At 56.2% G+C, this 22938-nt stretch carries 18 protein-coding genes; 4 read left to right on the top strand and 14 right to left on the bottom strand.

What is annotated here, in order from left to right:
• Window positions 1-755: hypothetical protein (locus ACIPF8_RS20350; RefSeq protein WP_400424506.1), on the bottom strand; the 755-nt coding region annotated here is incomplete at its 3' end.
• Between ACIPF8_RS20350 and ACIPF8_RS20345 the strand changes: the two genes are divergently transcribed.
• Window positions 742-2286: a YadA family autotransporter adhesin gene (locus tag ACIPF8_RS20345; RefSeq protein WP_400424504.1), complete on the top strand. Its 1545-nt coding sequence runs from the start codon at window positions 742-744 to the stop codon at window positions 2284-2286. The genes ACIPF8_RS20350 and ACIPF8_RS20345 overlap by 14 nt on opposite strands.
• A gap of 173 nt (window positions 2287-2459) precedes the next feature.
• On the opposite strand, the gene ACIPF8_RS20340 is transcribed toward ACIPF8_RS20345, so the two are convergent.
• The 7 genes from ACIPF8_RS20340 to ACIPF8_RS20310 all read right to left on the bottom strand — a co-directional run bounded on the left by ACIPF8_RS20340 (window position 2460) and on the right by ACIPF8_RS20310 (window position 9800).
• On the bottom strand, window positions 2460-3263 hold the full coding sequence (locus ACIPF8_RS20340; RefSeq protein ID WP_400424501.1) for a MetQ/NlpA family ABC transporter substrate-binding protein: 804 nt from the start codon (window positions 3261-3263) through the stop codon (window positions 2460-2462).
• Between the two features lie 48 nt (window positions 3264-3311).
• Window positions 3312-3965, bottom strand: a complete 654-nt coding sequence (locus ACIPF8_RS20335) for a methionine ABC transporter permease (protein WP_400424499.1) — start codon at window positions 3963-3965, stop codon at window positions 3312-3314.
• Window positions 3955-5004: a methionine ABC transporter ATP-binding protein gene (locus ACIPF8_RS20330; RefSeq protein ID WP_400424497.1), complete on the bottom strand. Its 1050-nt coding sequence runs from the start codon at window positions 5002-5004 to the stop codon at window positions 3955-3957. The genes ACIPF8_RS20335 and ACIPF8_RS20330 overlap by 11 nt, the downstream gene beginning before the upstream one ends.
• A 559-nt stretch (window positions 5005-5563) precedes the next feature.
• Window positions 5564-7216, bottom strand: a complete 1653-nt coding sequence (groL, locus tag ACIPF8_RS20325; RefSeq protein WP_061534451.1) for a chaperonin GroEL — start codon at window positions 7214-7216, stop codon at window positions 5564-5566.
• A gap of 142 nt (window positions 7217-7358) precedes the next feature.
• Window positions 7359-7652, bottom strand: coding sequence for a co-chaperone GroES (gene groES / locus ACIPF8_RS20320; RefSeq protein WP_061534450.1), 294 nt, complete (start codon window positions 7650-7652; stop codon window positions 7359-7361).
• Between the two features lie 380 nt (window positions 7653-8032).
• The gene (locus tag ACIPF8_RS20315; RefSeq protein WP_400424492.1) at window positions 8033-8860 is read right to left on the bottom strand and encodes a class I SAM-dependent methyltransferase; all 828 of its coding nucleotides are present in this window, start codon (window positions 8858-8860) and stop codon (window positions 8033-8035) included.
• A gap of 22 nt (window positions 8861-8882) precedes the next feature.
• Window positions 8883-9800 (bottom strand): crotonase/enoyl-CoA hydratase family protein, encoded by a 918-nt coding sequence (locus ACIPF8_RS20310; protein ID WP_400424489.1) that lies wholly within the window; start codon window positions 9798-9800, stop codon window positions 8883-8885.
• Between the two features lie 581 nt (window positions 9801-10381).
• On the opposite strand from ACIPF8_RS20310, the gene ACIPF8_RS20305 reads away from it, so the two are divergent.
• The gene (locus tag ACIPF8_RS20305) at window positions 10382-13423 is read left to right on the top strand and encodes a two-component regulator propeller domain-containing protein (RefSeq protein WP_400424487.1); all 3042 of its coding nucleotides are present in this window, start codon (window positions 10382-10384) and stop codon (window positions 13421-13423) included.
• A 27-nt stretch (window positions 13424-13450) separates the two neighbouring features.
• On the opposite strand, the gene ACIPF8_RS20300 is transcribed toward ACIPF8_RS20305, so the two are convergent.
• The 6 genes from ACIPF8_RS20300 to ACIPF8_RS20275 form a co-directional block, all read right to left on the bottom strand.
• Window positions 13451-13867 (bottom strand): hypothetical protein, encoded by a 417-nt coding sequence (locus ACIPF8_RS20300; protein ID WP_400424484.1) that lies wholly within the window; start codon window positions 13865-13867, stop codon window positions 13451-13453.
• A gap of 90 nt (window positions 13868-13957) precedes the next feature.
• Window positions 13958-16186 (bottom strand): molybdopterin cofactor-binding domain-containing protein, encoded by a 2229-nt coding sequence (locus tag ACIPF8_RS20295; RefSeq protein ID WP_400424481.1) that lies wholly within the window; start codon window positions 16184-16186, stop codon window positions 13958-13960.
• Between the two features lies 1 nt (window position 16187).
• The gene (locus ACIPF8_RS20290) at window positions 16188-16673 is read right to left on the bottom strand and encodes a (2Fe-2S)-binding protein (protein ID WP_400424478.1); all 486 of its coding nucleotides are present in this window, start codon (window positions 16671-16673) and stop codon (window positions 16188-16190) included.
• Complete coding sequence (locus tag ACIPF8_RS20285; RefSeq protein WP_400424475.1) at window positions 16670-17929, bottom strand: c-type cytochrome; 1260 nt, start codon at window positions 17927-17929, stop codon at window positions 16670-16672. The genes ACIPF8_RS20290 and ACIPF8_RS20285 overlap by 4 nt, the downstream gene beginning before the upstream one ends.
• Window positions 17930-17981: 52 nt before the next feature.
• On the bottom strand, window positions 17982-19160 hold the full coding sequence (locus tag ACIPF8_RS20280; protein WP_400424539.1) for an MFS transporter: 1179 nt from the start codon (window positions 19158-19160) through the stop codon (window positions 17982-17984).
• Window positions 19161-19419: 259 nt separating this feature from the next.
• Complete coding sequence (locus tag ACIPF8_RS20275; RefSeq protein WP_400424472.1) at window positions 19420-21306, bottom strand: amidohydrolase; 1887 nt, start codon at window positions 21304-21306, stop codon at window positions 19420-19422.
• 360 nt (window positions 21307-21666) lie between these two features.
• Here ACIPF8_RS20275 and ACIPF8_RS20270 point away from each other — a divergent pair, with 360 nt between their 5' ends.
• Together ACIPF8_RS20270 and ACIPF8_RS20265 are read left to right on the top strand one after the other, a co-directional pair.
• The gene (locus ACIPF8_RS20270) at window positions 21667-22365 is read left to right on the top strand and encodes a YoaK family protein (RefSeq protein WP_400424470.1); all 699 of its coding nucleotides are present in this window, start codon (window positions 21667-21669) and stop codon (window positions 22363-22365) included.
• On the top strand, window positions 22362-22937 hold the full coding sequence (locus tag ACIPF8_RS20265; RefSeq protein ID WP_400424467.1) for a TMEM175 family protein: 576 nt from the start codon (window positions 22362-22364) through the stop codon (window positions 22935-22937). The genes ACIPF8_RS20270 and ACIPF8_RS20265 overlap by 4 nt, the downstream gene beginning before the upstream one ends.
• Window position 22938 lies beyond the last annotated feature (1 nt).

Below are 22938 nucleotides of genomic sequence, written 5' to 3'. Positions count from 1 at the left end.
ACCAACAGCAACGTGACTTCGCTGTCGACCGGTTTGAGCACAACCGACAGTAATGTCGCGTCGTTGTCGACTTCAACGTCGACTGGCCTCAGCACAGCAACTAGTGGCATCACTTCGTTGTCGACTGGCCTGAGCACAGCCACCAGCGGCATCACTTCACTGTCAACGGGCTTGAGCACAGCCACCAGCGGTATCACATCGCTGTCAACTGGCTTGAGCACGACCAACAGCAACGTGACTTCGCTGTCGACCGGTTTGAGCACAACCGACAGTAATGTCGCGTCGTTGTCGACTTCAACGTCGACTGGCCTCAGCACAGCAACTAGTGGCATCACTTCGTTGTCGACTGGCCTGAGCACAGCCACCAGCGGCATCACTTCACTGTCAACGGGCTTGAGCACAGCCACCAGCGGTATCACTTCGCTGTCAACTGGCTTGAGCACGACCAACAGCAACGTGACCTCGCTGTCGACCGGTTTGAGCACAACCGACAGTAATGTCGCGTCGTTGTCGACTTCAACGTCGACTGGCCTCAGCACAGCAACTAGTGGCATCACTTCGTTGTCGACTGGCCTCAGCACAGCAACCAGCGGCATCACTTCACTGTCGACCGGCCTGAGCACAGCCACCAGCGGCATCACTTCACTGTCGACCGGCCTGAGCACAGCCACAAGCGGTATCACTTCCCTGTCAACTGGCCTGAGCACGGCGACCAGCGGCGTCACTTCGTTGTCAACTGGTTTGAGCACAGCCACCAGCGGTATCTCATCCCTGTCAACCGGCCTCAGCACAACCAACAGCAACGTGTCGTCGCTGTCGACCAGCGTTTCGAACCTGCAGGGTTCGGGCGTGGCGAATTACTTCAAGGCCGACGGTGCAATGAACGGCACGGATGATGCAACGGTGGCGCCTGGTACGCGCTCGGTGGCGATCGGTGCGAATGCCAACGCGACTGGCGTGAATTCGGTAGCGTTGGGTGCCGGATCGACCGACGGTGGCCTCAATAACGTGGTGTCGGTTGGTTCGGTGGGCAGTGAGCGGCGGATTATCAATGTGGCGGCGGGTGTTCAAAATACTGATGCCGTCAACGTTAGCCAGTTGAATTCGCTGTCGACCGCTACCTCGACCGGCCTTAACTCGTTGTCGACCGGCCTGTCGTCGACCAACAGCAGTGTCTCTTCCTTGTCGACTTCGACATCGAGCGGCTTGAGTGCGGCGGCCAGCGGCATCAATTCGCTGTCGACCGGTCTTTCAACCAGTGTCTCGAGCGTCGGTTCCTTGTCGACCGGGCTGTCTGGCACCAACAGCAATGTATCGTCGCTGTCGACCTCAACTTCGACCGGCATTGCTTCGCTGTCCACCGGGATCTCATCGCTGTCGACCGGTTTGAGCCAGGTAGTCTCGCTGTCTTCTGGTTTGAGCAGCATCACCAATGGCACCAACTCGCTGTCGACGTCGCTGACATCGCTGGTGGATGCTTCCAAGAACGCGACTGCAAACGGCGCGACATTGGGCGGCACTACGATAGGCGCATCCAACGGCGACGGCACTGTGCAGACTCGCGGGACCAGCGGTACGGCGATCAACAACGTCGTGGCGGCGACCTGTACCACCGTCAATGGCGTCGATTCGACCGGCTCCGGCCTGTGCGCGCAAGCGACCAAGGATGGCGCAACCGCGATTGGCTCGAACGCACAGGCAACCGATACCAACACTACTGCAGTCGGCTTCCGCGCCTTGGCGTCGCAAGCCGGTTCGGTGGCGATCGGTTACAACGCCCGGGCTACTGGCGATCCGACCGTGGCCATTGGTAACAATGCGCTGGCGTCCGGCAACGATGCGGTAGCGATGGGCGCCGGCGCGCAAGCGACGGCGAACAACTCGGTGGCATTGGGTGCGTACTCGGTGGCGAACCAGGCGAATACCGTGTCGGTGGGCTCAACCGGTAGCGAACGTCGCATCACCAATGTGGCGGCCGGTATCAACCCGACCGATGCAGTGAATGTCTCGCAGCTGAACAACGTGCAGAGCCAGATCGGCAATGTCCAGCGTATCGCTTATTCGGGTATCGCGATGAGCATGGCGCTGAATGGGGCGGTGATGCCGCCTCTGGATGCCGGTGAAAAGGGCGTCGGCGTCGGTATCGGCTCTTACCAGGGTTATGCCGCGCTGGCCTTGCAATTCAAGGCCATTAGCAAGACCGGCAACAGCGCCTGGGGAGCAGGTGTCAGTTCGACCGGTAATAACACCGGCTTCAGCGTTGGATACGGCTTCAAATGGAAGTAAGCAGTTTGCTCCCGGTTTGAGAGCGTAGCTCTAGAGCTGGCAGCAAATACAAACGCCACGGCTTCGAAAGATTGCCGTGGCGTTTTTTTGTTCGGGCGACTAGTTGTGCCGGGATGAAAAAAAGCCCGCGCTGCATTTCACAGCGCGGGCTTCTTTACTTTTGCTTCTGCGATTTACCAGGCAGGAATCACCGAACTCTTGAATTGCGTCAGCACGTATTGTTTGACTTCAGGGCTATGGTAAGCCTTGATCAACTTGGCGACCCACGGCTTGTCCTTGTCGGCGGTACGGACCGCGATAACATTGGCGTAAGGGCCTTTAGCGCCTTCGATGGCGATGCCGTCCTTGGTTGGGTCGAGGCCGGCCGATTCGGCGTAGTTGCCGTTGATAGCCGCGGCATCCAGGTCATCCAACGAACGCGGCAATTGTGCGGCGTCGATTTCGACGATCTTCAATTTCTTCGGATTGTCGGCGATGTCCAGCGGTGTCGCTTTCAGCCCGGCATCGGCCTTGAGCTTCAGCAAGCCTTGTGCTTGCAACAGCAGCAGCGCGCGACCGCCGTTGGTCGGGTCGTTAGGGATGCCGACGCGGGCGCCGTTCTTCAGATCCTTGAGGGATTTGATTTTTTTCGAATACACGCCCATCGGGAAAGTGATGGTGTAGCCGACATTGACCAGCTTGTAGCCGCGATCCTTGATTTGCGCTTCCAGGTAAGGCAGATGCTGGTAGCTGTTGGCGTCCAGATCGCCGGCGGCCAGCGCGGCGTTAGGCTGCACGTAATCGCTGAATTCGACGATCTGGATATTCAGACCATCCTTGGCGGCGACTTTCTTGACCACTTCCAGGATCTGCGCGTGCGGGCCACCGGTGGCGCCGATCTTGATCGGCTTGTCCTGGGCGAAAGCAGGGGCGGTGGTACCCAGGCTGGCGATGACGCTCAGGCCGGCGAAGAAATTGACTAATTGACGACGATTCATTATCTACCTTTCAAAAATCACGACGGGTCCGATGCGAACCCAAAAAAATTAACGATGACTCAGGCGGCGTACCAGCACGTCGCCTAATGTCTGAACCAGTTGCACGAAGACGATCAGAATCAGCACCACCAGCAACATCACTTCCGGCAGGAAGCGTTGATAGCCGTAGCGGATGCCCAAGTCACCGAGGCCGCCGCCGCCGATGGCGCCCGCCATCGCCGAATAACCAACCAGGCTGACGAAGGTGATCGTCAAGCCAGCGACGATGCCGGCGAATGCTTCCGGCACCAAAACCTTGTAGACGATTTGCCAGGTGGTGGCGCCCATCGCTTGCGCCGCTTCAATCAGGCCGCGCTCGACTTCGCGCAGCGCGGTTTCCACCAGGCGTGCGATGAAGGGAGCCGAGGCAATCGTCAGCGGCACGATAGCGGCAGCGGTGCCGATCGAGGTGCCGACGAAGAAGCGGGTAAATGGAATCACCGCGACCAACAAGATGATGAACGGCGTCGAACGCACTGCATTGACGATCAGGCCGGCAATGCGATTGAAAATCGGATGCGGCAGGATGCCGTCGCGGCCGGTCAGGTGCAGCGCAATCCCGAGCGGTACGCCGAGCAAGGCGCCGAGAACCCCGGAGATGCCGACCATCATCAAGGTTTCGCCGAACGACGATAAAAACAGATCAAGCATTTCAGATGACATGGTTCAGCTCCTCTACAGTGACGCCCTGGGCCGTCAGATAAGCCATGGCGGCCTGGATGTTTTCACTGGTGCCGTTGGCGAGAATCGCCAGCGAACCAAAAGCTTGGCCTTGTATCTCGTCGATCTGGCCATGCAGGATGTTGAAATCCAGGTCGAATTTGCGCACGGCTTCCGACAGCAAAGGCTGGTCGACGCCGGAACCGGTAAAGGCAAAGCGGAACAGGTGATCGGTACCGCTGCCGGCATCGCTCTGTGCCAGCCGCGCGCGCAGGCGCTGCAGCACGCCTTGCGGCAGTTCCTGGGCAATCACGTCGCCGATCAGGGCGCGCGTCACTTCGTGCTTGGGCGAGCGGAACAGTTCCAGCACTTCGCCTTGCTCGATTACTTCACCGCTTTCCATGACCGCCATGCGGTCGCAGATCATCTTGATCACTTCCATCTGGTGCGTGATCAGGACAATGGTCAGGCCCAGTTCGCGATTGATCTTGCGCAGCAACTCCAGGATCGAGCGTGTAGTTTCAGGATCGAGCGCCGAGGTCGCTTCATCGGACAGCAAGACTTTCGGCTCATTGGCCAGCGCCCGGGCGATGCCGACGCGTTGTTTCTGGCCGCCGCTGATTTGCGCCGGATAGCTGTCCTTCAACGCAGTCAGGCCGACCAGTTCCAGCAGCGGCGTGACTTTTTCTGCGATGGCGCTTTTCGACAAGCCCGCCAGTTCCAGCGGCAGCGCAATGTTGTCGTACACAGTGCGCGACGACAGCAGGTTGAAGTGCTGGAAGATCATGCCGATTTCACGGCGCGCCGCGCGCAACTGCTCGGCGTTGAGCGCCGTCATGTCCTTGCCGTCGACGATGATGCTGCCGGAAGTAGGGCGGTTCAACAGATTGAGGGTGCGCACCAGCGTACTCTTGCCGGCGCCGCTGCGGCCGATAATGCCGAAGATCTCGCCCTTGCGTATCGTCAGGTTGACGTTGCGGACCGCATCGACCGGGCCGCGCGCGCCATTGAAACGCTGGGTGACTGCTTTGATTTCTATCATTTCAGAATGAAAAAAGGCAGCTGATTGCATAAACTTCAACAATCTCGCCGCCGTTATGTGTTTTTTAGTAGGTGCTTATTTTATAAGCGTTTGATACGCATGGGAAGGAACATTTAGACATGCTGTTATTACTTTTTTGCATATTCAAATACTGATCTTCTTTTAATTGTCATCAAATGTGGCTAAATGATGGCTGGCCACATCTGAATCAGATTTGTTCATGCAGATTGCCGGCGCACTGACTGCACCAGCGATTTAAATGGGGTCAGAGTCGAATTATTGACGGCCAATAATTCGACTCTGACCCCATTTAATGTTCGATTTAAGGAGTTGTTGCGGAGCACGCTATAAAAATGCTGAGCTCTTTCTTCGATTGCCGTCAATAGGGGACAGAGTAGCTCGCCGCGCTTCGGCGGTTTACAAACTTTGTCCCCTATTGAGCACGGAGACTACAGATTGCGGCATAAAAAAAGCCTGCGATGGATAACCATCGCAGGCTTTTCGAAGCATGACAACAAATGCTTTCTTTGATGGACCGGAATATTCCGGTCCGCCAAAATTACATCATGCCGTCCATACCGCCCATGCCGCCCATACCACCCATGCCGCCTGGCATGCCGCCAGCCGACTTGTCTTCTGGCAGTTCAGCGATCATTGCGTCGGTAGTCAGGATCAGGCCGGCAACCGAAGCGGCGTTTTGCAATGCCGAACGGGTAACCTTGGCTGGATCCAGAACGCCCAGTTCAACCAGGTCGCCGTAGGTGCCGTTGGCAGCGTTGTAACCGTAGTTACCTTTGCCAGCCAATACTGCGTTGATCACAACCGATGGCTCGTCGCCAGCGTTGAATACGATTTGACGCAGTGGCTCTTCGATCGCGCGCAGCACGATCTTGATGCCGGCTTCCTGGTCGGCGTTGTCGCCTTTCAGGTCCTTGACGTTGGCACGTGCGCGCAGGAATGCAACGCCGCCGCCTGGCACAACGCCTTCTTCCACTGCTGCACGAGTAGCGTGCAGAGCGTCTTCAACGCGTGCTTTCTTTTCTTTCATTTCAACTTCAGTTGCAGCACCAACGCGGATCAGCGCAACGCCGCCGGCCAGCTTGGCAACGCGTTCTTGCAGTTTTTCACGGTCGTAGTCCGAAGTTGCTTCTTCGATCTGCGCGCGGATTTGCTTGACGCGTGCTTCGATAGTGATGGCTTCGCCAGCACCGTCGATGATGGTGGTGTTTTCCTTGCTGATTTCGATGCGCTTGGCTTGACCCAGTTCAGCCAGAGTGGCTTTTTCCAGAGTCAGGCCGACTTCTTCAGCGATCACTTGACCACCGGTCAGGATAGCGATGTCTTCCAGCATGGCTTTACGACGGTCGCCGAAGCCTGGAGCCTTGACAGCTGCTGTCTTCAGGATGCCGCGGATGTTGTTCACAACCAGAGTAGCCAGTGCTTCGCCTTCGACGTCTTCTGCAATGATCAGCAGTGGACGGCCGGACTTGGCGACTTGTTCCAGGATTGGCAGCAGGTCACGGATGTTCGATACTTTCTTGTCGAACAGCAGGACGAACGGGTTTTCCAGCGCAACAACTTGCTTTTCTTGGTTGTTGATGAAGTATGGCGACAGGTAGCCACGGTCGAATTGCATACCTTCGACGATGTCCAGTTCGTTTTCCAACGACTTGCCATCTTCAACAGTGATCACGCCTTCTTTGCCGACCTTGTCCATTGCCTTGGCAATGATTTCACCGATGTCGGTGTCGGAGTTAGCGGAGATCGAACCAACTTGGGCGATTTCCTTGCTAGTTGTTGTTGGCTTCGACAGAGTCTTGATTTCAGCAACGATGGCGACAACAGCTTTGTCGATACCGCGCTTCAGATCTGTTGGGTTGAAACCGGCGGCAACGTACTTGAAGCCTTCGCGAACGATAGCTTGTGCCAGCACGGTAGCGGTAGTAGTACCGTCACCAGCGTTGTCGGAAGTCTTGGAAGCAACTTCTTTCACGAGCTGCGCGCCCATGTTTTCCAGCTTGTCTTTCAGTTCGATTTCTTTTGCAACCGAAACACCGTCCTTGGTCACGGTTGGGGCACCGAAGCTACGCTCCAGAACCACGTTACGGCCCTTAGGACCCAGAGTTACCTTGACTGCGTTAGCCAGAACGTTAACGCCGTTGACGATCTTGGCGCGTGCATCATCGCCGAAAATTACTTGTTTTGCTGCCATGTTTTATTCTCCTATTAAGACTCATTGCGGGACAGAGTTCAAGAGTCGCCGCCGTGCGACGAATTACTCTGTCCCCAACTAATCAGATAAAGCCGTTGAATGTAGAGAGGTGGTCGATTAGACGTGATCCGAACCAGTCGAATTACTTGCCTTCGACTACGGCAAACAAGTCTTCTTCGCGCATTACCAGCAGCTCATTGCCGTCGATCTTGACAGCCTGGCCCGAGTATTTGCCGAACAGAACGCGATCGCCAACCTTGACTGCCAGCGCACGGACGTTGCCGTTTTCCAGAATCTTGCCGTTACCTACGGCCAGAACTTCACCTTGATCCGGCTTTTCAGCAGCTGCTTCAGGCAATACGATACCGGATGCAGTTTTGGTTTCCTGGTCGAGACGCTTGACGATAACGCGATCGTGCAAAGGACGAAGATTCATATGTGACTCCTTGAGATTCAACAGGTTATTTGTATTTGCAGCAACATCGCAGCAAAGTGAACAGACCGCTCTGCTTTGCTATATATAGATGCGCCGCACAGTGACTAGGTCGGGGAGATTGTTAGCACTCTCTCCTAACGAGTGCTAAGTATAGGGACGCTCTGTCGATTTTTCAAGCCGACATGCAAAACTAATGTAAGAATTGATCTAATGAGAGCAGATATTCATTGATCTGTGAATTTTGATTATCTAATTCTTGATGTGTCTTTATGGCAACATCACATTTAGAGTAAGTTTCTGTCGATTTACCAAACTGCGCTCGCCTCAGCAGGTGATCCGAACCTACTATTGCACGTCCATATCGCGCTTTTGATCGGGCCCTAGCGTTCAGCGGGGCCACCGACTCTCACCCATGCGCCGATTTGCATCGGTCCAATAAGCTGGCTATGCGCATCCACCGTAGCTGTGCGGAGCCTGCTTTCGTAGGTATCCACGTCCTCGGAGCCGGCTTGTACCAACCCCAGTTTGACAAGGTGGGGGAGAATGGTTCGCACGCTCTCCCGAGCCCAACGATACATGGAAGAATCTTTGCCGCCGCCGATGGGACGTTCGCAGAATAGTGATGGTGGCGGTAAACCGGAGTTGGCAAAATGCTCCAGCATGCGGCTCGCGGCGTCGTGATTCGGTGCGCCTGCGCGCAACACGGCAACAATCCAATTTCCCGTGCGATCCCATAATGGCACGACCGGATGTGATTCCACCATCGGATCCAACAATACAATTTCGTGGAAGGCAATGATGCCTCCCGGCTTTGTCAAACTGGCGGCCTTGCGAATAAATGCCGGCACGTCAGCCTGATGAACCATGACGTAGCGTCCAACCACCATGTCAAAAGCTTCGGCACTGGAGAACTGCTCAATGGCGCAAGTAGCGAAGCGGACATGGTCTTGCTCGGCCGCGGACGCACGATGCGTCGCCAGTTCTACGGCATCCGGACTGCGGTCGATACCCAGTACGAACCCGGAGGGGCCGACCAGATCGCCTGCCAGCATCGCAACATCTCCCGCACCGCATCCCAAATCAAGTATGCGCATGCCAGGCTTGATTCCTGCGTTTTGAAGCAAGCGCAAAGTGATGGGTTGCAATACCTGGGCTTGAAACGTGAGGCGCTCCAGTTCTTCGGTCGAATGTCCCAAAACGTAGCTCATGGCGATGTCCCTTGGGTGGATTTTAAGCAGGTAGATTTTCTGTGCCGAATGTTTCAGTTGAAGTGCTCGGCATGAGGCGACTTTGCGAACGCGCTAGCCGCGTCATCATGCGCAAATCTTTGGCTTGCAATCTGAGTGCAGCGTCCACCCAGGCAATAGTGATAGTCATCAGCTCTTCACGGGTTACCGGAAATACCGCCTTGCGCGCCTGATGGATAGCCGCCACGCCGTTTCGGCGCCTTTGATTTTTCTGCACATATTCGTACACAGCAGATACGCCTTGGCCCTCAGGGACAAGAATGTCGACAAGTCCCATTTTATAAAGGCTGGCAGCCGAATACAGATCGCCGGACAACATCATTTCTTCCGCCTGCCGCGAACCGACGCGGCGGGACAGCAGGCTGTATGCGCCCATGCCTGGAAAAAGATTAAAAAGAATCTCGGGCAATCCGAATTTCACCTGCTCTTCGGCGACAATCACATCACTTGCCAGTGCCGCTTCGAATCCGCCGCCCAAGGCGTCTCCTTGTACGAGAGACACGGTGATGAGATTGTGGGAAAAGTAATTGCGAATCCTGAGATAAAGAGAGTCAATGCAGCGCGTGGCATAGCGCATTAATGCATTGCGATCGCGGGATTCTATGCACTGTACAAAGTAGGCGAGATCACCGCCGAGGCTAAAAACCTCATGGATGCGAGATCCCCAAACGTAGTAGTCGATCGGTTGAGCGGCAACTCTGTGAAAAATGCTACCTTGAATACTTTCCAGCAGCCGATCATGTGCATGGATGTCAGTCAATAATTTCGACGTAAAACTTGGGGCGTCATGTGGATTAAAAAATCCCCACAAAATGCGCTGCTCAACATCGTATTCGATTTCAAAATCAGTCAGGTGCAAGCTGCGATCTACCACGCATTGACGGTCGTTGATGACTTGCATGGCGTTCCTCATTATTCAAAGAATAATACTGTGAGCCTGCTGCGGGGGACAATCTGAAGTTGGCGTCGATGTTGTCAAACGCTTTTGTATTTTTAAAAACTCGTCAAAACACAAGGCGCGACGGCTATCCTTGCGGTGGCAACCAGAACACCGTTCATCGAACTCCTGCGCCTGGATCTTACTTTTGGCTTTCACGGTTTCCGTAGAAAACAGCGCGGGAACATAGCGCTAGGGTGTGTTTTCAATCTTATCCCTCAAATTACAGTTGTCTACTATCAAAATTGACAGGTGCCGAGTTGTTTCCAATATTTCGATGACGGCATCGGCTTCGTACTCATCGCAACACCCGAGTAGACGATGCGCTGTGCATTGCCGATCTGGTTTTGCACGTTATTCAATTGCGAGACATTGATCTTTGGCTTGCTCTGAAGTTGATTGCTAATCGGCAAGCACGTGGCGTAACATTCGTCCCGCCATACATTAGTACCCGAACGGGTAAGAAGAGGCCGGTTTGGCTGCCGGCGTGCGTTTTGTGGGAATGGAACATGAGTGTGGAAGGAGTGCACGAGAGAAGGTCTTTCATGTGGATGCTTTTTGAGCGGCGCCAAAAAATCATGTTTGGTTGGATTTTTGGATTAGTGCTGCTGTTGCTGCAACAGACCGCGCTGTCAGCCACTCGCTCCTCGCCGGAAGCTGCGCACAATCCCATGACCGCAAGTAACGCTGTCCCGATAGACATGCATCACACGAGCTGGACGGCGAAGGACGGCGCTCCTCCCTACATTATCGCAATCGCTCAAACGCCTGATGGCTGGTTATGGCTTGCTTCCCCTAGTGGCATTTTCCGGTTTGATGGCGTAACGTTTGAGCGCTTTCGCCCAAACGGAATTCAGCCCATGTCTAACAATGTCTGGGGCATGCGCCTGCTGACATCGGGGGCGCTCTGGTTCGGTTATGTGGGTGGCGGCGCCAGCGTCTGGAAAGACGGGCAGGTTCGCAATTTCGGTCCTGAAGACGGATTGCCGTCGGCCAGCGTCTTCGATTTCGCAGAGGATGGCGCCGGCAGAGTCTGGATTGCCACAGGCGCTGGATTGCGCGTTTTCGATGGTGAGCGCTGGCAGCAGCCAGCACAGGATTTTCATGCCCCCGAGAGCATATGCACGCTATTGCAGGATCACGCCAGGAATGTCTGGGCGCAGTGTGAATCTGGCGTATTCAAATTGGCTCCGCAAGGGCAATCCTTCGTTCGGATGCCAGGTCCCGTGGGTTTGGGGCGTCTGGTTCAGGGACCGGATATGACCGTATGGAGTGTCGGCGGAGCGAAGGGCGAGATTGTTGCTCTCAACGACAGCGCTACGACGCCGAGACATGAGTGGCCACATCCCCGGGTGAGTGGCGGGACCATGCTGTTTGACCGAGATGCCGAACACCTGTGGATTACCCGGGCTGATGGCTTGATCCGCACGGACGCTGATGGTCGCAATGAGATTTTTGGTGTTGTGCATGGTCTGAGCGGCGCGATTCCGAATTGTCTTTTGCAAGATAAAGAGGGCAATGTGTGGATCGGAACCGAGAACGGTTTGGATCGTTTCCGGCGCAATGCGCTTTCCGGTGTCGCTCTACCGCAGATTTATGGCGATAGCCCAGCGTTGGCGGCCGGGGAAAATGGCGCTTTGTGGGTCGGGAAAACGCTGCTCGCCAAGCCGACAAAAGAAGCGTTCGCGAATATGCCGCGGGAAAGTGGGCAGGATACTGTCACCGCGCTATGGCATGAGGCACCGGACAGTTTGTGGATCGGGGCAAGAGACGGCTTGTTTCATCAGAGCGGCCTGGTGCGAGAGAAAATTGCTTTACCTAAGGAGCTCCTGTCACCGCAGATTCATGGCATTGTCCGTGACGCTGAAGGAGCACTATGGATCTCCGTGGCAAGGGCGGGAACTTATCGGCTCCGTGATGGCGGGTGGGAGCTGGGTGGCGGCTTCCCCGAACTCAAACAGAAGGTCATTTGGATGCACGCAGATCGGGACGGCCGCATGTGGTTTGCATGCCGAGGCAACAAATTGCTGATGCTTTATCGCGGAAAGTTGCAGCAATATGGCGCCGAAGAAGGTCTTCAAGTTGGTTCTACACTACAGATAATCGGTAGCGGCAACGATATTTGGGTAGGCGGGGAAAACGGTTTATTCCATTTTGATGGCCGGAAATTTACACCCATTCTAGGCATTGGCGACGAGAGCATGCTGGGCGTCTCTGGCATGTTGGAGGTTAACGGTGCTTTGTGGCTGAATGGCACGGCGGGCATTACCAGTATTGCCATGGACGAGCTCAGGCGCGCGCAGAGAGAGCCGGGATATCGCGTACGGTTTCACCGCCTGGACTATAAGGATGGGCTGCGTGGGGCAGCGACACAAAGCGAGCCGTTGCCGTCGGCAGCGATCGGTAGTGATGGCGTGTTGTGGTTCAGTACGACGGCCGGCGTATTCTGGTTGAATCCTTCCAAGGTGCAGAAGAATCCGTTGCCGCCGCCAGTATACGTTCGACGTGTCACTACCGAACATGCTGTTATCCCATTTGTCGCCGGAACCGCGGTGCGCTTGCCCCCGCATCCAGGCCGTATCCAGATTGATTACACGGCATTGGGCTTGACCATGCCTGAGCGCATGCGATTCCGTTACCAGCTGGAGGGCGTGGACAGTGATTGGCAGGATGCAGGCGTCAACAGAACGGCAACTTACACCGATCTGGGCCCGGGAGAATATCGCTTCAGAGTCAGGGCCGCCAATAATGACGGCGTATGGAACGAGGAAGGGGCTGCCATGCAGTTCTACCTGGCGCCGGCCTTTTATCAAACGCTATGGTTCCGGATACTGATGGCGCTGCTGATCGTCGCTGTACTTTGGGTGCTTTACAAATTGCGCCTGGCGCAGGTCGCGCGCCAGGTGCGCGCCCGCAGTGAGGAACGGCTGATGGAGCGCGAGCGGATTGCGCGTGAATTGCACGACACCCTGCTGCAGGGGACGCAGGCGATGATTCTTCGCTTTCATGCCGCAACGGTACACGTTCCACGACAAGATCCGGCGCGGGAAAAGATAGATAACGCCCTGGAGGGGGCGGATTACATGTTGCAGGAGGGCCGAGAGCGGGTGCACGACCTGCGTGCTCATGACCATTTTGGTGTTGGAGTCACCGCATCAATCCGGCGTAACGGGATCAGCTTGGCTGAGGAAAACGGCATGCAGTTCGAATTCGTGGAGTCGGCGCAACAGCGCGACATCATGCCGTTTGTAGGGCACGAATTGTACCGTATCGCGAATGAAGCGCTGACCAATGCTTTCCGGCATTCCCAGGCCGCCAAGGTAAAGGTTGAAGTGCGACATGAGCGCAAAGCCCTGATTCTGGTGGTGCAGGATAACGGCCGTGGTTTGCCGGTGGAAGTAATACGTTCGGGGCGACTCGCGGGACATTGGGGCTTGCCTGGCATGCGTGAGCGCGCAGGCAAGTTGGGCGCAACGATGCAGTTGGACTCGGTGCCGGGACAGGGTACTACGTTGCGTTTGAGTATTCCGGCGAGAACTGCTTACAAGCCGTCGCCAAGCCGCTTTGGCTGGATTTTTGGAGCTTAGATGCGAATCCTGCCGGGTGGCGTGATGCTAGGGCCGGTTGCCGTGATTGTCCGGAACAATACTCACGAGTAGCTGGCGCACCGCGCCGTGGGAAATGACGATATCGGGCGAATCGTGTAGCAAAGCGTTGTATCTGCTCCGAAATACCATATCCCCTTTGTCGCCAGGTCCAATCAGTTCCTCTATCGCGGTGCGAAATGCAAATGCCTCCGTAAGACTGATTTCTTCTGGCTCATCAAGGCGTTCATCCATCTGCGCCATCAAGCCAGATAATTTCTGTAACCAGGAAAAATGAGGGTGATTGACCACCAGATGCAGGTGTTCCAAGGGACTCCCGACCATCCCGAAGCGTTGCGTTTCAATTTGGATTAATTGTTTATGCAAATCGCGCAGCGCTCTGCCCAGCGCGGTCAATTTTGTACGTGGAGACAGATTCGCGTTCATTCTGGTGTTCCTTTGAAAATGAGTTAACCGGCAATCTGCATCAGCCGCCGAAACGCCGAGGGCGGTATTGGGAGATGCATTTTTTAATATTCACGAACGCAACTGCGCCGTCGCTAACGGCAAATTGCGCAGGCGCTTGCCGGTTGCCTGCGCCAAGGCGTTGGCCAATGCCGCCGCCGTCGGCCCTTGAGCAGCTTCGGCCACACCGAGAAATGGCAGGCCGGGACGCTCCACCAGGTTTACTTCTACCTTGGCTGGCACCTGGGAAAACCGCATGATCGGGTAGCTCGACCAATCAATGCTCTTGATGCCGTCGCTGGCAAATTGCAATTGCTCGTATAAGGTCCAACTGGTCGATTGCAATATGCCACCCTCGATCTGATTTTTTACGCCGTCAGGATTGACGATCTGGCCGCAGTCGACAGCAGCCACCACACGCAGAATATTTACCTTGCCGGTGTCCGGTTGCAGCTCAAGTTCCAGTGCGATGGCGACGTAGGCCATCAAGTTTTTATACTGAGCAAAGGCAAAGCCGGCGCCACGGTTGCGCTTCTTTTCCCGATGCGGCCAGTCAAATTGCCTGGCCGCTACACGCACCACATCCTGCGCGCGCGTATCGGTTAGATGGCGCAGTCGGAATTCCACGGGATCCACGGTAGCCATGGCAGCAAGTTCATCCATCGTGCTTTCGATGGAGAAAATGTTGATGTGGGCGCCGAGCGAACGCATGGCAGAAGTGCGCAGCGGTGTGCGTGGTAAAAAATGGTTAGTGATGCGCGCATTGGGTATCGCGTACAAGGGCAGGGCATTGCGGTCGCCGCCGCCTTCCGGCTGCAGCATAGGCAGGGACGGGCTCGGAGTGAAGGCCTTCGACAGTAGCCAGCTTGGACTCAGCTTGCCGGCGTTTCCTGGACGCTCATTGTGCGAACCGCTCCACAATTCGTAGTGCCAGTGAGAGATGCGGCCGCTGCTATCCAGGCCGGCTTCGATCTCGGTGATCATGGCTGGTGCAAACGGCTCCCATTGATTTTCCTGGTCGCGCATCAGTTGTACTCGCACAGGCTTTCCCGGCATCGCACGGGCGATCAGGACCGCGTCCGCGGCGACGTCGTCAGCGCCGTTCTGGCCGTAGCATCCAGAACCCTCGGTGTGGATACAGCGAACCTGTTCATCCGCCATGCCCAGCAACTCAGCCAATGCATGACGCAAAGGAAATACGCCTTGGGTATGTGTCCAGACGGTCATTTTGCCGTCCTCCAGCAGCGCCAGCGCACATGATGGTCCGATCGAACCGTGCATCAGATACTGCTTGGTATATCTGGCCTTGAACGAGCGCACCTGCGGCGCGCTCATGTTGCCCTTGTCGAGGATGACGATGTCCTCCGCCGGCAAGGCCTGTAAGGTCGCGTGGATAGAATGCGGGTCAGGCAGGGCGACTCCGCTATCCCATCGTGCGCTGACAGTCAGGGCGCGCATTGCTGTGATCGCGCTCCATTCGTCGCTAGCCACCACGGCAAGATAGCTGCCATCGCGGATTATTTTCAGTACGCCAGGCAGGCGTTCCGCTGCTGCAATATCGACCGTCCGCAGGCGAGCGCTCGGCGATGGCGGGCGAATCACACGCGCGTGCACCATATTGGGCAGCCGCATGTCCTGCACATAGCTGGCGCCGCCGGTGAGTTTGCCCGGAATGTCGAGGCGATGGACTGGTTGGCCTATCAGCCTGTAACTGGCGGGTGGTTTGAGTTGGGATACGTTGTCCGCTTGTCGGTGCAGATCGATGCCTGAGATAGCTGCACCGTAGCCGATGCTGCGTCCGTCAGCATGCGCGATGCTGCCGTTGCGGATGGTGAGGCTGTCGACATTGACATGTAATTTTGCGGCGGCGCCTTGCAACAACAATGCGCGAACTTGGGCCGCGGCGTGAAATAACGCGGTGCCGCTATCCGGGATGGTATGGCTGCCTGCGGTAAAACCTTCGTTCGGCGTCAGGCTGGTATCGCCGGCAATGAAGAAAATGCTGGCGGGTAGAACTTCAAGCTGTTCCGCGGCGATTTGCAACAGGGCCGTGCGGACGCCGGTCCCCAGTTCTACCTTGCCGCTGCAAACGGTTATCTTTCCATCGCTGTCTATCTTGATCCATGCATCTAGCCATGGCGTACTTTTAAGGCTTCCGGGCAGATCCTTATTTACGATTTGCGGCAATCCCATCGCATTCAGTTCGGCGCGCGCCAGTTCGGGAAATAGTGAAAATGCGACGATCAGCGCGCTGCCTTTCAGAAAAGTGCGGCGTGTGAAATTTTCAGATGAATGGTCCACGTCAGCCTTCTTTCTTTGCCGGCAGAATGGCGCCTGTTGTTGCCACTTCGCGTATCGCGGCCAATATCCGCATATGGGTTCCGCACCGGCAAAGATTCGGCTCCATGTGGGTGCGCATCTGTTCTTCAGTCGGGGCAGAATTCTGTTCAAGCAGAGCTTGTGCCCGCATCACCATTCCGGCGATGCAATAGCCGCATTGGGCTGCCTGGTGCTTGATGAAGGCCGCCTGCAATGGGCCTGGCGCGGCCGCCGAGCCTAAGCTTTCGATGGTGCGGACACGCCGTCCAGCCACTGCACCGAGTGGAGTCAGGCAGGAGAAAACGGGTTTGTCGTCCAGCAAAACGGTGCAAGCGCCGCATTGTCCCAAGCCGCAGCCAAATTTTGCGCCGTTCAGGTTCAGTTCGTCGCGCAGCACATAGAGTAAAGGCGCCGAGATGGGAGACACTACGGTTTTAACGACTCCGTTGAGGTGTATCTGGGTAGTCATGGTTGCATTTCCTTGCGAGCGCGGGTAATTTGCTGCGGCAGGTTTTGCCACGGAGGCTGTTTGCCGATATCAACGCGAACATATTGGGCGATGCTCGCAATTTGTTCATCGGTCAGGACGTCTGCGAAAGGCGGCATGTAAATAGCGCTATGCGGTATCGCCCATGGCACGCCGCCAAGGATGGTTTGAATCAGATTGACAGGCGTGTCGCCGCTGACCGAGCGGCTGAGCGCCAGGGACGGGCGCTGGGCGCTCATATGCATTGGCGCAGAGGCACTGTGGCAGGAGGCGCATGCCGCTGAGAACAGCATGGCGCCCTGTGGCGCTAACTGCTGGCTGGAGGCTGCCGGCGGCGGTGCCGACGCGGCCGTGAGCTGTATCGACATGACATATTTCGCGATCGCAGCGACATCGGCGTCCGAGGCTTCGGCTAAGCGGTCGGTGACCGGGCGCATGGGGCCTTTTGCAGCCCCGTGCTGAACGGATATTCCCGTGCGCAGATAGGTTTCCAATTGCTGCTGCGTCCAGGGAGTGCTGCCTTGAGCTAGCGCGGTCAAGGCCGGCGCTGCCCAGCCATCGACGGAACCGCCTCCCAGTGCCGGCTTGGCCTCGCCGCCAATAAAGTTAAGTGCGCTGTGGCAGGAGGCGCAATGACCGAGACTATTGACCAGGTAACGTCCTCGTTCTGTCTGCTGGTCAGCGCTCGTAATTGGACGTTCTCCCGGCCGCAAATAGAGCAGATTCCAGAACGCCAGCATGGGGCGGAAACGCAAGGGAAGCAGAAGTTCATTGTCCGGCGGGATATAACTGACGGGCGTACGGCTCATCAGATAGTGATATGCCGCCTCGATATCCGTATCGCTCATTTGCGTATAGTGAATATATGGAAACGCCGGATAGAGTAGATGGCCGTCGCGGGAGACGCCATGCCGGATTGCGCGGCGAAACGCTGTCAGCGACCAGTGTCCGATTCCGGTATCCGGATCGGGCGTGATATTGCTGGTGTAGATGGTGCCGAATGGCGTCCGCAGCGGCAAGCCGCCAGCATAGGGCTGGCCGGACTTTGATGTGTGGCAGATCATGCAATCGCCGAGTGCGACGACGCGTTGGCCCTGCGATATGCGCTGTGGATCGGGCCTGATCTCGCCGTCGCCATTTATGGCAGGAATCGCAGGTTGCCAGGCCCAGATAAAAGCTGCTGTTGCACATAACACGGCAACGATAATCAGACTGGCAATTTTTGTTTTTGTGGACATGATCTGCATCTATCGATGTTGCAGGAAATGACGGCTGCCAAAGAGTATGGGTTTACCCGACGCGCTTATATGTCTTTACGCTGCCCTGGACGAATTCTGTCGCCCAGTAGAGCAGCGACAGGCCCGGAAATGCCATGCCGGTCAGCATGGCAGCTTGCCAGCCATGATTGGCATACATCCATGCTCCCAGTGCCGAGCCGAGTGCGCCGCCGGCAAAGAAGATGGCGAAATAGATACCGTTCAGGCGGCTTCGTACTTCTGCACCCAGTGCGAAAATCGAGCGTTGACCAAGCACCAGATTGGCGGCGACTCCCATGTCTAGAATGATGGAAGCCAAGGCCAGTATAGCCAGTGCGGCATTGCGTGAATCGGTGGTGATTAAGGGTAGTGCAAATCCAATAACGCCCAGCAACAACGCTACACCGGTGGCAGGCCTGGTGAAACCAGCATCGGCGAGCCGTCCCGCGATCGGGGACGCTACTGCGCCGGCGATGCCAACCAGTGCAAAAATTGCGATACCGGTTTGCGACAGATGCAATTCCGGGCCTGCCAGCGCAAGAGGAACCGTTGTCCAGAATAAGCTGAATGAGCCGAACAGACCAGCGTGATAGGCGGCGCGACGGCGCAGCACGGGTGTGCGCTGAAACAGATGCCAGAGCGATGCGAGCAGTTGCGGATAGCTCAGTGGTGAGACGGGAACGCGTTGCGGCAATTTTTTCCATAATAGGACCGCCAGCGCAGCGACGATGACAGCGGCGCCGCCAAACACGACATGCCAGCTGGCATGGCCAGCGACCAGGCTTGCTGCAGGGCGCGCCAGCAGGATGCCGATCAGGAGGCCGCTGACAACCTTACCGACCGTTTGGCCACGTGTTGCCTCCTTGGATAAATGCGCGGCGAAAGGAACCAGGATCTGGGCGGCTACCGAACCCAGTCCGATTGCCAGCGATGCTGCCAGAAAGATCGTCGGATTCGCAGCAGTTGCGGCCACGACCAGTGCGACCGCGGTAAATGCCAGAGCGCTAGTGACCAGGCGACGATTTTCGATCAGATCGCCAAGCGGGACGATGAAGAGCAATCCAAGGCAATAGCCGATTTGAGTCAATGTGACGATCAGGCCGGCCGCCTCGGGCGAAAGGCCGGTAGCCGCGCTGATCGGGCCAACCAGCGTTTGTGCGTAGTACAGATTTGCGACGATGAGTCCGGTAGAGATGGCTAGCAGCCATACCATGCCAGGAGAAATGTCCGATTCTGAGGTATTGCTCACGATATATCCTTCATTTGAGAGGCCATGCCGATCATGGCGAAAAATGCTTGCACCGATTTCCTGCTAGGGCTCATTCTAGGCACAATGCAAATAAAGATAATTGGGGCGGAACGCACTTACACTGTTCGTTTTAATTGAACAATCGATGCCGGTCTCGGTCATGGCAGGAGCGTATCGAGCGGTTTGCTGGGGAGTTACTCAAATGACGTAGCTGCCCCACGCATCAGAACGCGAAACAGCTGCAGCCCAGCGCGCCCCAGAAGCCAGAGTAATTCGATGCCGGCACAGTCGATTTACGGGCGACGTCATGCGCGTGCGCATGCACGCCACAGGCGCCCTGGCATTGATGCGGCGTGAGTGCCAATTTCATATTTGATTGCGGTCGATAGTGCCCAGCGACAGTATTGACCGGCGACCAGTCTGGCAGCACAGGAATTGGCGCAGGTGAGAGTGGCTTGAACTCGGATTCTCCGTACACAATTTTCCCGCCGACGATGGTCAATACCGATTCAATCGACTTGATGGCTTCTTCGTTAACGCTGAAAAAATCCGCATTGAGTACCGCGAGGTCGGCCAGCATACCTTCCTTGATCCTGCCCTTCTTGCCTTGTTCGCTGGAGAACCAGGAACTGCCGGCAGTCCACAATTCCAGCGCGGTCTCGCGCGCGAGGCGGCTGGCGGCGTCATACATGCGGAGGCCGCCTACCGTGCGGCCGGATACTAGCCAGTACAGTGCGGTCCAGGGGTTGTAGCTGGCGACACGCGTGGCGTCCGTGCCGGCGCCCACCGGCAAACCTGCCTCCAGCATGCGGGTGACAGGAGGAGTATTTTTCGCGGCTTCCGCACCATAGCGATCAACGAAATATTCTCCCTGGAATGCCATGCGATGCTGAATGGCGATACCGCCGCCAAGAGCGCGCACACGGTCGATGTTCTTGGGGCTGATTGTTTCTGCGTGATCGAACATCCAATGCAAACCGTCGAAAGGGATGTCGCGATTCACTTTTTCAAACACATTCAGCATGCGTTCGATGGATTCATCGTAAGTGGCATGCAAGCGGAACGGCCAGCGCTGGGATACCAGATGACGCACGACTTTTTCCAGCTCATCATCCATGCCGGGCGCAAGGTCTGGACGTGGCTCCAGGAAGTCTTCGAAATCGGCCGCGGAAAATACCAGCATCTCACCGGCGCCGTTGTGACGGTAAAAATCTGTGCCTTGTCCAGGTGTGAGCATGCCTGTCCACTTCTCGAAGTCTTCCAGTTCCTTGCCTTTGTTTTGCGTAAACAAGTTGTAGGCGATTCGTATGGTCAGCTGGTCATCGCGCGCCAACTGGTCGACGACGGCATAGTCTTCCGGGTAGTTCTGGAATCCGCCGCCGGCGTCGATGGCGCTGGTCAGGCCCAGGCGATTCAGTTCGCGCATGAATTGCCGTGTCGAGTTGACTTGCAATTCGCGCGGTAAGGTCGGTCCCTTTGCCAAGGTGGCGTATAGGATCATGGCATTCGGGCGGGCGATCAGCATACCGGTAGGATTACCGGCCGCATCGCGGACGATCTCGCCGCCAGGCGGATTTGGCGTATCTTTGTTGTATCCGACGACGCGCAGCGCTGCACGGTTCAGCAAGGCCCGGTCATACAGATGCAGTATGAATACCGGGGTATCAGGCGCAGCAAGATTGATTTCTTCCAAGGTCGGCATGCGCTTTTCAGCAAATTGGAATTCATTCCAACCGCCTACGACGCGGACCCACTGCGGATTGGGCGTGCGTAGCGCCTGTTCTTTCAGCATGCGCAAGGCATCGGCGAGCGACGGTACGCCCTCCCAGCGCAGTTCGAGATTGTAGTTAAGACCACCGCGAATCAGGTGCAGGTGTGAATCGTTCAAGCCCGGAATGACTGTGCGGCCGTTCAGGTCGATTATCCGGCTGGTAGCGGTGCGATGCCGCATCACCTCCTCGGTATCGCCTACCGCAAGAAATCTTCCATCCTTGATTGCTACCGCATTGGCCTGTGGCTTGCTCCGGTCCACCGTATGAAAACGTCCATTCGTCAGAATCAAGACATCGGGGGTACCTTGCGGAGCCGGTGTTGAGATAGTTTGTTCCATGTGCTGCTCCATTAATGAACTATACGAAAGAACGAAGGCGCACGATCAGCGCGCAATTGTGTGTGGCGGTAGCGCTTTGGATCGATTCATGTCAACCCCGATGGACGAAGAGACGCTTCGGCGCGGCGGCAATGGCAGATGCACGAAATTGCCAAGGGCTAGTTTATTCGTCGCTATCGTTTTAGACACGGACCAAAAGATCAGTTTTTCAAGGAAGGCTGATGGCCGAAATTCGGTTCGGCCAAACTGGCCAAATGGCAGGGAGAATTGATACGGCAATCAGATACCATGAGTCGACGCCGCGGCTTGCCATCAGAGCCGGGCGGTATGTCGTAAAGTCGATACCAGGAGAGCGGAAGCATGGATGAAAATCGCCGGAATCAATTACAGGGAGTGAGCCTTGGCTGTGTCGCCGGCTATGTGGATACGCTTGGCTTCATCGCTCTGTTCGGGCTGTTCACCGCCCACGTTACAGGGAACTTTGTATTGATCGGAGCGGGATTGGCGGATCCGTCGCATGTTTCCATTCTTCTCAAGTTTTTGGCTTTCCCGGCCTTTATTTGCGGTGTCGCCGCTGCGCGCCTCTTGATTGCGGCTTCTGAAAGTAGAAAATGGCCGGGTTTGACGCTGGCGCTGAGTCTGCAGATGGTGCTTCTTTGCGGCTTCATGGTGTTCGGTTGGCTTGCCTCGCCGGTGGAGGCGGATGTCACCCCGTTTGCGATGGCGGCAGGCCTGCTGGGCACCGCCGCGATGGGCGTGCACAGCGCGACTAGTCGGCTGTTGTTGTCGCATTTGGCGCCGACATCGATGATGACCGGGAATGTGACGCAACTTGTAATCGATACGGTAGACGTACTGCGCGGCGCTGCGGACGAGACAGTCGGTGCGCGCTGCGCGAAATTCATCTGGCCCCTGGCTGCGTTTGGAGCAGGAGCGATTCTTGCCGCATTTGCGTATCTGACGATCGGATTCAGCGCCTTGCTTTTGCCGATTGCGATTTTGTGCGGGATGATCGTTGCGCAATGGAATCTGGGGCGTATCCGGGTTGGAGCCGTATGAACAAGAGCCGATTGGAGGCATTTAGCGACGGTGTAGTCGCGATTGCCATCACTATCATGGTTCTTAATCTCAAAATTCCTCGTGGCGCCAACTGGGGGGAACTGTCTGCGATTGCGCAGCCGCTATTCAGCTACCTGCTGAGTTTCATTTACGTCGGCATATACTGGGTCAATCACCATCATTTGATGCAACCGGTGCATGGTGTCAACGGTTTGATTCTGTGGGCGAACCTGCATCTCTTGTTCTGGCTGTCGCTGATTCCTTTTGTTACGGCCTGGGTCAGTGTGGATCCATCTGCTTCTCCGCCGGTGGCGATTTACGGAGTCGTGTTGCTGATGTCTTCCTTTTCCTTCCTGTTGTTGGGCAAAGCCCTGCTCGCCAAAGAGGGGGAAAATTCTCGCCTGGCTCTCGCCTTGGGAAAAGGCAGAAAAAACCAGATCTCGATTTGCCTCTATATCTTGGCGATATCGTTTTCGTTGTGGAACGGGATTGCCGGTTTGCTGGTGTATGCGATCGTGGCGATCCTTTGGTTTCTACCCGATCGGCGCATAGAAAATCTACGCTGGGACTGAA

The sequence above is a fragment of the Collimonas sp. NPDC087041 genome, from assembly GCF_044745265.1.
GTDB lineage: Bacteria > Pseudomonadota > Gammaproteobacteria > Burkholderiales > Burkholderiaceae_D > Collimonas.
Note: the sequence above shows the minus strand (reverse complement) of the source record. Positions and strands in the feature narration are given on the sequence as shown.

Bases quoted from the DNA above. Each gene is read 5' to 3' on its own strand.
- ACIPF8_RS20285 (WP_400424475.1), bottom strand. From the start codon at position 17,929: ATGTCCACAAAAACAAAAATTGCCAGTCTGATTATCGTTGCCGTGTTA.
- ACIPF8_RS20335 (WP_400424499.1), bottom strand. From the start codon at position 3,965: ATGTCATCTGAAATGCTTGATCTGTTTTTATCGTCGTTCGGCGAAACC.
- ACIPF8_RS20290 (WP_400424478.1), bottom strand. From the start codon at position 16,673: ATGACTACCCAGATACACCTCAACGGAGTCGTTAAAACCGTAGTGTCT.
- ACIPF8_RS20270 (WP_400424470.1), top strand. From the start codon at position 21,667: ATGGATGAAAATCGCCGGAATCAATTACAGGGAGTGAGCCTTGGCTGT.
- ACIPF8_RS20265 (WP_400424467.1), top strand. From the start codon at position 22,362: ATGAACAAGAGCCGATTGGAGGCATTTAGCGACGGTGTAGTCGCGATT.
- ACIPF8_RS20275 (WP_400424472.1), bottom strand. From the start codon at position 21,306: ATGGAACAAACTATCTCAACACCGGCTCCGCAAGGTACCCCCGATGTC.
- ACIPF8_RS20340 (WP_400424501.1), bottom strand. From the start codon at position 3,263: ATGAATCGTCGTCAATTAGTCAATTTCTTCGCCGGCCTGAGCGTCATC.
- groL (WP_061534451.1), bottom strand. From the start codon at position 7,216: ATGGCAGCAAAACAAGTAATTTTCGGCGATGATGCACGCGCCAAGATC.
- ACIPF8_RS20315 (WP_400424492.1), bottom strand. From the start codon at position 8,860: ATGAGCTACGTTTTGGGACATTCGACCGAAGAACTGGAGCGCCTCACG.
- ACIPF8_RS20300 (WP_400424484.1), bottom strand. From the start codon at position 13,867: ATGAACGCGAATCTGTCTCCACGTACAAAATTGACCGCGCTGGGCAGA.
- ACIPF8_RS20310 (WP_400424489.1), bottom strand. From the start codon at position 9,800: ATGCAAGTCATCAACGACCGTCAATGCGTGGTAGATCGCAGCTTGCAC.
- ACIPF8_RS20280 (WP_400424539.1), bottom strand. From the start codon at position 19,160: ATGGTATGGCTGCTAGCCATCTCTACCGGACTCATCGTCGCAAATCTG.
- groES (WP_061534450.1), bottom strand. From the start codon at position 7,652: ATGAATCTTCGTCCTTTGCACGATCGCGTTATCGTCAAGCGTCTCGAC.
- ACIPF8_RS20330 (WP_400424497.1), bottom strand. From the start codon at position 5,004: ATGATAGAAATCAAAGCAGTCACCCAGCGTTTCAATGGCGCGCGCGGC.
- ACIPF8_RS20305 (WP_400424487.1), top strand. From the start codon at position 10,382: ATGTGGATGCTTTTTGAGCGGCGCCAAAAAATCATGTTTGGTTGGATT.